This is a genomic window from Bacteroides sp. 3_2_5 (assembly GCF_000159855.2).
GTDB classification, from domain to species: Bacteria; Bacteroidota; Bacteroidia; order Bacteroidales; family Bacteroidaceae; genus Bacteroides; species Bacteroides fragilis.
The window spans coordinates 917,496-929,250 of the sequence record NZ_JH636044.1; the positions used below are offsets into that span (position 1 = coordinate 917,496).

6 protein-coding genes are annotated in these 11,755 nt (G+C 45.5%); all 6 read right to left on the reverse strand.

The window, feature by feature from the left end; all coding sequences use genetic code 11:
* Positions 1 to 29 precede the first annotated feature (29 nt).
* Entirely contained in the window at positions 30 to 1,763 is a 1,734-nt protein-coding gene (locus BSHG_RS14050) for a SusD/RagB family nutrient-binding outer membrane lipoprotein (protein WP_008658539.1), read from the reverse strand.
* Positions 1,764 to 1,785: 22 nt separating this feature from the next.
* Positions 1,786 to 5,202, reverse strand: a complete 3,417-nt coding sequence (locus BSHG_RS14045) for a SusC/RagA family TonB-linked outer membrane protein (protein WP_008658541.1) — start codon at positions 5,200 to 5,202, stop codon at positions 1,786 to 1,788.
* A 245-nt stretch (positions 5,203 to 5,447) separates the two neighbouring features.
* A complete protein-coding gene (locus BSHG_RS14040; protein WP_008658542.1) occupies positions 5,448 to 7,718 on the reverse strand; it encodes a GH92 family glycosyl hydrolase in 2,271 nt (756 codons plus the stop codon).
* A gap of 102 nt (positions 7,719 to 7,820) precedes the next feature.
* The gene (locus BSHG_RS14035) at positions 7,821 to 10,088 is read right to left on the reverse strand and encodes a GH92 family glycosyl hydrolase (RefSeq protein ID WP_008658544.1); all 2,268 of its coding nucleotides are present in this window, start codon (positions 10,086 to 10,088) and stop codon (positions 7,821 to 7,823) included.
* 29 nt (positions 10,089 to 10,117) lie between these two features.
* Positions 10,118 to 11,116: a FecR family protein gene (locus tag BSHG_RS14030; protein ID WP_008658546.1), complete on the reverse strand. Its 999-nt coding sequence runs from the start codon at positions 11,114 to 11,116 to the stop codon at positions 10,118 to 10,120.
* Between the two features lie 52 nt (positions 11,117 to 11,168).
* Positions 11,169 to 11,723: an RNA polymerase sigma-70 factor gene (locus BSHG_RS14025; RefSeq protein WP_005784829.1), complete on the reverse strand. Its 555-nt coding sequence runs from the start codon at positions 11,721 to 11,723 to the stop codon at positions 11,169 to 11,171.
* Positions 11,724 to 11,755 lie beyond the last annotated feature (32 nt).

Genomic DNA, 11,755 nt, shown 5'->3' on the forward strand with positions numbered 1-11,755 from the left:
TGTCAGTGCATGAATATGAATCTCGTTGTTTAGCGGAAGTTGTTTGGGGTAACGTAATTGCCTCCATCATCATTGGTGTCGGCTACGTCCCACCATAAACGAGTTCCCTGTGTATCTACATCTTTCGGACGGTTCGGGTTAGATACTTCACTGTCCGGGTATCTCAGGCGTTTGATGAACTTCCCGTTTGCAACTTCACCCCCTGAGTTGTTGCCTCCTTTAGGTGTTTTCATATAGCGGGGATAGTCTGTACGGCGGAACTCTGCCCATCCTTCGTTACCGTTGGGATATACGGCAATCCATTTCTGGGTGATGATTTGTTCCAACTGTGCTTCTCTGTCACCACTCTTGAAGGCTTGTAAGCCTTTCAATCCTTCCATGTATTTGCTGATCTTTTCTTGTCCTTCCTCGTCAGCACCAATCTGATAGTAGTTGAAGGAAGCTTCAATGCCTTCCTTATAGAAATCTTCAGCGGTACCTTTAGCACCGGCCCATCCTCGGAGAGCGGCTTCTGCCCGGAGGAACAGGCTTTCGGAGTAACCCAGCCATACTATTTCGCGTGCATAACACCACCAATGTTTGCGGTCGAGTTTTTTCTGATCTTGCTTGATGAATACACGGCTCGGAGAATAAGTCGTTGTGTAGCTTCCTCCCAATGAAGTCTCACCGTTTTCGCAACCATTGAAGTCTTTTGTCATGTCTTCTTTGGGTTCGGTTTGGTTCAGGTCCTCAAGAGCGGTCGGTCTCCACCACAATATTTCGCAACGTGGGTCGAGAATGGTCGATTGTTCTTTATAAGCTCGTTCCATTTCTTTGGATAACACTACGTTAGCACTCCAGTTGTACAGAAGTGTGTAGATGTTTTCGTTACCACCCGTGATGTACGAGTATTTGGGAGTCTGCTTCATATTATCATCATCGCTTTGCATCAATCCGGCAGGGTCGGCCATGGCTTTCTCACCCTGTTCTTTAGCAAGTTGGGGATCTACATTCGATACACGTAGTGCCAATCGTAAACGAAGGGTATTGGCAAAACGAAGCCATTTGTCTTTGTCGCCTCCAAAGCACTTGTCGTTTTCACCCAGGCTGTATTGTGCAGTAGAAGGAGTGTTGTGCAGTGCAGTGATGGCCTGATCGAGCATTTTAAAGATAACGTCGTATACATCTTTCTGATCCATGTATTTCACTTTCTCGTCTGTGGGCATTGCACCTTTTACGTAGTATTCCAATGGAATGGCTCCATAAGTGTCTGTTTGCATAGAGATCAGGAATGCGTAGTAGATACGGGTCATATAGAACGCATTGTGATAGCGCTCTTTTCCGCAGAACCAGAATGTTTTGATCAACTGGCTGTATTCTTCTACAGTGCGGTTATCGTAGAAGTGCTCCCAGCGTCTTTTGGACCATCCGTCGTTATAACCGTAGGTAGGCGAGTTGGTCACGAATCCGCTAACGTTGTTGGCAAAGTAAGCAGCGTAGATGTCATGAGTCAGGTTGGTCGTAACCTGATAATCATTATACAGTCCTTCGTAAGTCAGGTTGGCGAACACCGAACCGATGGCGCTTTCCGTGCCTTGAAGGCTTTTCAGTGCACTGGGTGTCAGTTCGTAGTCGATATCGATTCCGTCAGGTGTGGCACCGATTATTTCCGGATCGTATACCGGTGCGTAGGGATCGGTATTCATTTCTTCGAAATCATTACATGCAGCCAGTCCTAACAGGAGAGTGCACATGGCAAGCGATTTGTATATTTTGATTTTCATACTATATCTTTAATTTATAAAATTAGAAACCAAGGTTAACTGAGAATCCGAATGTACGGGTATAAGGTACAGCCATAAAGTCGATGGCTTGAGAGAACATGGTTGTGTCGTAACCACCTTCCGGACTTGTTCCCGGAGTATGTTTCAACAGATAAGCCAGGTTACGTGCTACGAACGAAACATTCAGCGAGTTGATCGGCGTTTTCTTCAGCATGCTTTTGGGGAATGTATAGCCGATGGCCAGTTCCTTCAGCTTGATGAAAGAAGCATCGTATATAAAGTCTTCTGCGTTCTGTGCTCCGTAATAGTTGGATGCTGAGATCTTCTGAGTATTGGGTGTTCCGTCTTCGTATACACCCGGGAAGATCATCATAAAGTTATCGCTTTCTCCACGATTCATAGTACGTTTAGCCATACCCGAGCCTGTTGCATTCATTTCGGAGATAGAGATGATATCGCCACCGAATTTCATATCGAACATGGCAGACAGTGTAAAGCCTTTGTAGGTGAACGACGGAGATACAGACATCAGCAAGTTAGGCTGGATGTTGCCGATAGGTTTAGCCAGGCGTTCGTCAGCATCTGTGGTCGTCATAGGCAAGCCGTTCTCTTTATTTATAATGATGTTGCCCTGTTCGTCACGTTTGTAGAGAGTCTTGGCATAGATTTCACCCAATTTGTGACCCGGGCGTGCACCTACGTTGATCGGGAAGTTAGAGTCGCCATTGAAGTAGATGTAGTCTACACCGTCAGCCAGTTTCTCTACGTTCGATACGTTCTTGGCCAGATTGACATTCAGATCGAAAGAGAAGTCTTTCAATTGTACCGGTGTAGAGTAGATCATCATTTCGAAACCTTTGTTGGTGATCAGACCGGCATTGACCCATTTACCTCCACTCCAGGGAGCAGCGGCGGGCACTTTCATGATCTGGTTCTTCGTGCGGCTATAATAATAGGTAAAGTCAAATCCCAAACGGTTGTTGAGGAACTTCATATCCAAACCTGCTTCGTAAGAAGAAGAGATTTCCGGTTTCAGCTGGTCGTTCATTTTCACGTTCGATTTGCTTGGAATCAGCTCACCTTTTTCAAATTTAAATCCGTACGTATTGTATAACTGATACGGGTCCGTATCTTTACCTACTTGTGCGGCAGACAAACGTACCTTGGCGAAAGTCAGCCAGTTGGGCAGTGTTTTGTCCAGTGAACGGACAAAATCAGAAACGACAAAACTTAAGTTGGCAGACGGGTAGAAGAAAGAGTTGTTCTTCTTCGGCAGTGTAGACGACCAGTCGTTACGGGCAGTCAAGTCCAGTGACAGATATTCTTTCCAAGAGAGTTGCAAAGATCCGAATACTGAATTTGTTGCGCGTTCATGTCCGGTTTCTCCGGCAGTGTTCAGCATATTGGCTGCATTGAAAATCCATTGTCCCTTATCCAGCATATTGCGTACGCCGGCATTCAGTGATTCATAATTCTGGTACATGAAGTTACCACCTACCGTGAATCCCAAACGGAAATTGTCAGTCAGCTGTTTGTCACCCATCAATACGATTTCTGCGTTCGATTCGAAGAAGTTCTGTTCCTCGCGGTTCATTTCGTCATCGGTGATATCTTTGATACTGCTCTCACCGTTGATACCGTCACCTGCGTTCGTTTCTTCGATTCGGATACGATAATAATCGAATGCATATTTGGCAGACAAGTGCAACCAGTCAGTAAAGTTGATTTTCATTCCATAATATCCGAATGCTCTCCAACGTTCGTCAGAGTTGTGGCGCTGGTTCAGGACGTAATAAGGGTTACGGATACCGGCAGTAGGACCTGTCCAGTTTACGTGTGCATTGCCATCTGTCGAATATTGTTTCAGGTCGTTCAGGCGAATATTGTTAGGAATACCCATCAATTGAGCGATTGCTCCGTAAGTACCGAAGTAAGGACGATCTTCTGCTTTGGTACGTGAAAGTGAAATCTTTCCGTCCATAGAGAGATATTTGTTCATTTCCATTCCGGCATTCAGGTCGAGGTTGATTCGGTTGAGCTTCTCGTTCGGGAATACGCCCTTATTGTTCGAGCTGCCGAAAGAAGCACGAAAGTGCGATTTATCTGTTACGTTGCTCACCGATACATTGTGGTTTTGCGCGAAACCGGTATCGAAGTAATCTTTCAGTTTGTTGCCGTATTTAGAGAATGCATAGGTATCGCCGTTCCAGGCTTTCTGCATGCTTCCGTCCAATACCGGTCCCCAACTGGAAGAGTCTGTCGGATCATATTTGGCATAATATTGAGACAGAGGATTCTTGTTTTCATCCTGAGTCACAATGTGGCCCTGTCCGTAACGATCTTGCATTTCAAGAGTTTCGGCTACCTGGCTCCAAGTGAAGTTGCCGCTATAGCGTACTCCGAATCCATCTTTCTTGCTACCTTTTTTGGTTGTGACCAAGATCACACCGTTACCGGCACGCGAACCGTAGAGAGCGGCGGCATTCGGACCTTTCAGTACAGAGATCGATTCAATATCTTCCGGGTTGATATCGACGGACGAACCACCACGGTCGACACCACCGTAATAGGTAGCATCCGAGTTATTATTGTCACTGAACGGTACACCGTCTACAATCCAGAGCGGCTGGTTGTTATCTGCGAGAGAAGAGTTACCGCGGATTGTAATCTTGGTAGAACCACCCAGGCCAGTTCCGGCTGTATTCATTTGCAGACCAGCTACTTTACCTTGCAATGCACTGGTCACTGAAGGATCCCCTGTCTGGTTCAGTTGGTCGCCTTTGATTTCCTGTACGGCATATCCTAACATTTTCTTCTCACGTTTGATGCCCAAAGCGGTTACAACCACTTCACTGATCATCTGGGTATCTTCACTCATCGTTACATTCAGAATGCTTTCTTTAGCGGGCAACACTTGTTGTTTGTATCCGATATAGGAGAATACGATTTCAGCTTTCGGATCATTGACAGTCAGGGTGTATTTACCCTCCAGGTCGGTAATGGCTCCTGTGCTGGTACCCTTAACAGATACATTGACGCCGATCAGCGCCTCACCGTTAGCATCTACAACCGTACCGCTGATCTGACGTTTGGCTGATGCCTGAACCGGATCCTGTTGTTTGGAAGCCTGAGACAGATAAACAATGTTATCCTCGATTTTGTATGTCAGGTTTTTGCCTTTGAGCGCAGTATTCAACAGTTGTTCCAGGCTTACATTCTTTACGTTCAGATTCTCAATCGGCATGTTTGACGATTGGTCATCATAAAAGAATTGATACTTAGACTGAGATTGCACCGTTTTGATGACTTGCCCCAATGTAGTGCGGGAAGTTGAAAATGTGAATTGTGCAAATGACCACTGGATAGGAGCGGCAGCTAAAAGAAGAACCAGCGATGCTTTGAGCAGCCTGGGTCTTTGAAATAGGATTTTGTTTTTCATTGACTATAATTAAATTAATTAGTTAACTTTAAAAACATACAAGGTTTAAGCATTGTATTTATAATATAAGTCAACGGCTTTTGTACCCTTGATGTTAATAAAACAAGTGTCCCGAAAGAAACACTTACTTCAGTTACTAACTTTTTTGAGAATTATTTTATATGTCCCTGAGGATGCGTACGTGTATCCGTATTGGATTCTGGGTATGCACCCTCAGGGGATATGAGTTGTCTAAAGAGAGAGGACTATTTCATCTTGGAGAATGAATAGGGAGCATCATCATCGTTGATGCCTCTGTTGAGGTTGGGGTGTGAACCCATTTTGAATTCAATGGTTCCGCCTTGCAGCAGATCGGCATGTTTCAGATAGTTCCGGGTTGATTCTTGCCCGTTGACCCGGAGGGATTCGATATAAAGATTCTCCTTACTGTTATTCTGTGCATCGATCACAAGATTATTGCCATTTTCAAAGTGTAGCGTTGCCTTTTTGAATAGAGGGGCTCCAATGACATACTCATCTGTTCCTGGACATACCGGATAGAATCCGAGGGCTGAGAATACATACCAGGCAGAGGTCTGTCCGTTGTCCTCGTCGCCACAGTAACCGTCAGGACCCGGAGTATACATGCGGTCCATTACTTGACGAAGCCAGTATTGCGCTTTCCAGGGCTGTCCGGCATAATTGTACAAGTAAATCATGTGCTGTATCGGTTGGTTGCCGTGTGCATAGTTACCCATGTTCATCACGGTCATTTCGCGGATTTCATGGATCACCTGTCCATAATAACTGTCGTCGAATACAGGAGGAACTGCAAATACGGAGTCCAGCATCGTGATAAACATCTTTTTGCCTCCCATCAGATCGATTAATCCTTGCGGGTCGTGAAATACCGACCAGGAGTAATGCCAGCTGTTACCTTCTGTGAATGCATCTCCCCACTTCAACGGAGAGAATGGTGACTGGAACTGGCCGTTTTCATTACGGCCACGCATCAGTTTGCTTTCTTTGTCGAATACATTCCGGTAGTTCATGGCACGTTTGGCAAATAGTTCAATTTCTTTTTTCGGTCGGTTCAGGGCTTTAGCCAGTTGGTAGATGCACCAGTCATCGTAAGCGTATTCTAATGTGCGGGCTGTATTTTCATTGATTTTCACGTCATAGGGTACGTAGCCCAGCTTATTGTAATACTGATACCCCAAGCGTCCGGTAGAAGAGACTTCCGTATGTACATTCTCTATACCGTGAATCAGCCCTTCATACAGAGTTTTCACATCGTCTACCTTTACTCCTTTCATGTAGGCGTCTACCAATACTGAAGCAGAGTTATTGCCTATCATACAACCTCTGTGTCCGGGACTCGCCCATTCCGGAAAGAAACCACTTTCCTTATAAGTATTGATAAGTCCTTCTTGTATTTCTTTGTTTACCGATGGGTACATCAGGTTCAGGAATGGAAACAAACAACGGAATGTATCCCAAAATCCTGTATCGGTGTACATATATCCGGGGAGTACCTGACCGTTGTAAGGACTATAATGAATCGGTTGCCCGTCTGCCGTAAACTCATAGAATTTGCGGGGAAATAGCAGAGAACGGTAGAGGCAGGAGTAGAATGTACGGTACTGGTCCAGATTGCCGCCTTCTACTTCTATTTTACCTAATACATTGTTCCAGGCATCATTCCCTTTTTGTGCAAGTTGCTCAAAAGAGTCGTTACCCAATTCTTTAAGGTTCTGAGCCGCTTGTTCAAAACTAATGAACGAAGAAGCTATACGGGCATGCACGATTTCACCTTTACGGGTACTGAAACCAATGATGGCTCCCGTATGGTCGGCTTTCTGCTCCAAGTTGCCTTCTTCCAGCTTTTTGTCTGCAAAAGTGCCTTTGTAAGTGAAAGGTTTGTCGAACTCGATAACGAAGTAGTTCTTGAAATTCTCGGGCACTCCACCACTGTTACGGGTGGTGTAGCCGATTATCTTGTTCTCTTCCGGAATTACTTTTACGTAGGAACCCTTGTCGAATGCGTCTACTACAATGTACGAGTGTTCGTTTTCGGGAAAGGTGAAACGGAACAGAACCGCACGTTCTGTCGGAGTCATTTCGGTCACTACATCGTGCTCGGCCAAATATACTTTATAGTAGGAAGGAGTTGCTATTTCACCTTTATGACTGAACCAACTGGCACGTTTTTCTTCATCAAACTCAAGTTTGCCTGTGACGGGCATGATGGAGAATTGTCCGTAATCATTGATCCATGGGCTGGGTTGGTGGGTTTGCTTGAATCCCCTGATTTTGTTGGCTGTATACGTGTATTGCCATCCGTCCCCCATCTTGCCCGTTTGCGGTGTCCAGAAGTTCATTCCCCACGGACGTGCAATAGCGGGATAGGTGTTCCCGGTTGATAATTCGAAAGAAGACTGCGTTCCCATCAGTGGGTTTACGTATTGGGTCCAGTCTTTGGCCTCAGCCATTAGTGAGCAAGCTATAAGGCAAGCGGTCAAAAGAATTTTTCTCATGGTGTGGATAAGTGTATTGCTATATGGATATTATATATTTTCTATCATCGGTGCCGTGTAGGCTACATATTCGTATAATCTGTGATGAAACAGAGTACTTTCTTAGGGTTGGGTCCGCCGGTCTGTCATTTCTATTTCCAACGTACTGCCTGCTATGATATCGTCATGCGTAAAGAATGGTTTATCCAATGGTTTTCCGTTCAGTGTCATGCTTTTGATATACTTATTCTTTTTCGAGTTATTCTTAGCTATCACTGTAAACTTTTTGCCATCGGGCAGGTTTACTACGGCTTTATCGAATGCGGGGCGTCCGATAGAATAAACCGGTTTCCCCGGACATACCTGATAGAATCCCATAGAATTGAGTACATACCAAGCCGACATTTGTCCGCAATCTTCATTTCCCGACAGTCCGTCTACGGCATTGGCATATTGGCTACGGTATACGCTGTCTACCAATTCTTGCGTCCTCCACGGACGGTTCACATAGTTGTACATATGAATCACGTGGTGGCTGGGTTCGTTGCCGTGGGCATATTGTCCGATCAGTCCGCTGATGTCCGAGGAGGTTGTTTCGCCTTCCAGTGAAGAGTCGGCGGTAAACAGAGAATCCAGTTTACCGACGAAGGCATCTTCGCCGCCCATTAGTTTTACCAATCCTTCGATGTCGTGTGGAACGAACCAGGTCCATTGCCAGGCAGTCCCTTCACAATAATCATCGTTGCGGTGAGTTGAAGAGCGTGGATTGAAGGGAGTGCGCCATTCGCCCTTACTGTCCAATCCGCGCATAAAGCGGGTTCCCGGATCGAAGTAAAACTCGTAGGCTTTTGCGAAACGTGCGTATTTGTCCCGGGTGTCGTAGTCGTTCAATGCATCGGCAAATACTGAAATACACCAGTCGTCATAAGCGTACTCCAAGGCCTTGGCAACCGATTCGTTTTCGCGGTCACACGGTACGTAGCCGATTGAGTTTTTATAATATTTGGCTTTCGGCATCAGATGGGGTAACACCAGATCGGGGCATTTGATTCCTGTTGTATCATATTCTGCCGCACGCACGCAGGCTCGGTAAGCTTCTTGGATGTCGAAATTACGATCGCCTTTCATATATGCATCTACAATGACGGGAACGGCATGGTAACCAATCATTGTACCGGTATAGTTGGAAGCCATGTCCCACATTGGGAAAATGCCCCCCTCCTGATGCTTTTTGATCAGTGAACGGATGAAAGCATTGTTCAGATCCGGATCTATAATGGTCATTAGCGGATGCAGTGCACGGAAGGTATCCCATAAAGAAAAAATGGTATACATCGGATTCAGTGTATCTCCTTGATGTACTTGCAGATCCATACCCAGATAACGTCCGTCTACGTCCGTAAACAGATTCGGGCTAATGGCAGTGTGGTAGAGTGCGGTATAGAAGATGGTTTTGTCATTTTTATCATTGGTAGTAATATCAATCTTCGATAACGTTTCATTCCACGCTTTGCGTGCGTCTTTACGTATTCCGTCAAAATCCCAGTCTGGTATTTCAGTTTCTACATTTTTGCGTGCACCCTCTATGTCCACAGCAGAGATTCCGACTTTGACAAACACTTGTTCGTCTTTGGTCGTGTCAAAGTGAAGTAATGCTTTACAGGTAGGCAGCAGTCTGCCTCCATCGTCGAGTGCCATCGAATCAGTCACCAACGTGTAGGTGAAAGGTTTCGAGAATTTTGCATAAAAGTTGATATATTGGTCGAAAGCCCAGTACATGGTCTTTTTACGGCCGCAGATTTCAGTGGGGCTGATGACCTCTATTTCCATCTCTTTGTTGGTCTGCCGTTGCAGACTGTAGTCCAAGTCGAGGATGAATCCTGCTTCTTTACTTTCAGGAAAAGTATATCTGTGGATAGCTGCCCGTTTGCTTGCAGTCAGTTCGGCTTTTACTTGATAAGTATCCAGGAAGACTGAGTAATAGCCCGGTTCGGCAGTCTCATTTTGATGTGAAAAGGCAGAAGCATAAGCCATCTGCTGGCTCTGTGAACCTGTGGGGAGGTACTTTTGTTCGCCCACCGTAGGCATCAGTAGTACATCTCCATAGTCGCAACAACCGGTTCCGCTCAAATGGGTGTGTGAGAATCCGTTGATGGTGGAATCTGCGTAATAATATCCCGAGCAGGCATCCCACCCATCTATGCGGGTGTCTGGGCTGGGAGAAATCATGCCATGGGGGACAATGGCGCCCGGAAAAGTATGACCGTGTCCGCCTGTACCGATAAATGGGTTGACGTAGGCTGCGTAATCAGTCATGTCCGGCGAGTTTGTGCAGGAGTTCAGAGACAATAAGCCTCCTAAACATCCCGCCAGGAATGTTTTAAATTTCATGGTACTGTATGTTTATTTTAATTGGTTGCTCACTTGTTACGTGAAGAAATAAAGATATTGTCTCCCACAATCTTATAATTGATAGGTATAGAGTTGTCCAACGATTGGAGTACAGACTCTATATTATCTTTTTTCTTCAATACACCCGAGTAAGTTTTGTCGGACTTAATGTCGGGTGAAAGAATGATTTTCACATCATAAAAGCGTTCTAACGTCCGGGTGATGGCAAAAATGTCCGCCTGTTCAAACGGGATCAGGTCATTGTGCCATACGGCATCCAATTTGGCATCTACTTGCTTCACCACCAGTCTGCGGGTTGTTTTATTCAGTTCGGCCTTTTGTCCGGGCGAAAGAATAATCATTCCTTCATCGTGGTTTCCTCTCACTTCTATTTCTCCTTCGATCAAGGTTGCTTCTGCCAGTTTGTGACTCTTGTCGCACTTGAAATTGAAAGTGGTTCCCAACACTTTGATACGCATAGCCTCACTCTCTACAACGAAAGGACACCGACGGTTTTTAGTGACTTCGAAATAAGCTTCTCCATCGAGATATACATCTCTTTCGGATTCTGAGAATTCCTTGGGATATTTCAGGGTGGCCGATTGATTGAGCCATACTTTTGTGCCATCGGGCAACATCACTTCTTTCACTTTGCCATCCGTGGACGAGGCCGTTATCATATTCCGGGTCGGATCGGCCTGATAGTACAGGTATCCGCCTCCGGTGCCTATCATCAGTGCGAGCACGATGATAGCGGCATATCGTATCCATTGGTGCATTCTGATCACTTTGCGGCTATGTGCATCTTCCTGAGCCAGTTTCTTGTATAGTCGTGCTTCTGTCCGGGCAACTTTTTTCTGATCCGGAAAGCTGTCGTGTCTGCCCAAATGATATACCTCTTCCATTCGGAAAAGTCGGCGGGCATTATCGTCTGATTCTTTGATCCAAGCGTTCACTCTGGCAAAATCTTCGTCAGAACATTCGCCTGTCAGATATCTCATCAATATGTCTTCGCTCAGATTATTCATCTTTTCTTTTTCATTATATAATAGAAACAACTAAATCTTTAAAAACACTTATCTATTTGATAAAAAATAGTAGAAATAAAAACCATAAATGGCCGAGACGGTTTCGTAGGAACTTCAGTGCCTTGTACATGTGGGCTTCTACCGTACGTAAAGAGACTCCCATCACGTCAGCTATTTCTTTATTCTTCATTTCGTGCAGATAGCTCAACTTAAACACTTCCTTGCATTTGTCCGGTAGCTCGTTAATGGCTTGGTAGATTTCGTTTCGCAATTCGCGGTCTTCTATCCGCCGGATTACTTCGTTGTTGTCCGGCTGATAGAATTCCGCTCGTTTTTGGTTGATTTCTTCCACAGCAGCGCAATATCCGTCCTCTATGCTGCGGTGTTTCAGCACATTCAAGGCCCGGGTATATACCGCCCGATAGAGGAAGGCTTGGATCTGGTCGCCTATTACCATGGAATCTCTTCGTTTCCACAGTTCCACGAATACATCCTGTACTACATCCTCTGCTTCTTCATCGCCCACCAGGCGGGTGGCGTAGAACATCAGGTTCGGATAGTACCTCCGGAACAGGGCTTTGTAGGTTATATCAAATGTGTCGTCCATCTTTTTTAGCTGCTGGTTTGGGGGGTGCGGGC

What these genes read in the sequence shown, in the direction of transcription:
- BSHG_RS14050 (WP_008658539.1), bottom strand. Translation starts at nt 1,763, where the DNA reads ATGAAAATCAAAATATACAAATCGCTTGCCATGTGCACTCTCCTGTTA.
- BSHG_RS14045 (WP_008658541.1), bottom strand. Translation starts at nt 5,202, where the DNA reads ATGAAAAACAAAATCCTATTTCAAAGACCCAGGCTGCTCAAAGCATCG.
- BSHG_RS14040 (WP_008658542.1), bottom strand. Translation starts at nt 7,718, where the DNA reads ATGAGAAAAATTCTTTTGACCGCTTGCCTTATAGCTTGCTCACTAATG.
- BSHG_RS14035 (WP_008658544.1), bottom strand. Translation starts at nt 10,088, where the DNA reads ATGAAATTTAAAACATTCCTGGCGGGATGTTTAGGAGGCTTATTGTCT.
- BSHG_RS14030 (WP_008658546.1), bottom strand. Translation starts at nt 11,116, where the DNA reads ATGAATAATCTGAGCGAAGACATATTGATGAGATATCTGACAGGCGAA.
- BSHG_RS14025 (WP_005784829.1), bottom strand. Translation starts at nt 11,723, where the DNA reads ATGGACGACACATTTGATATAACCTACAAAGCCCTGTTCCGGAGGTAC.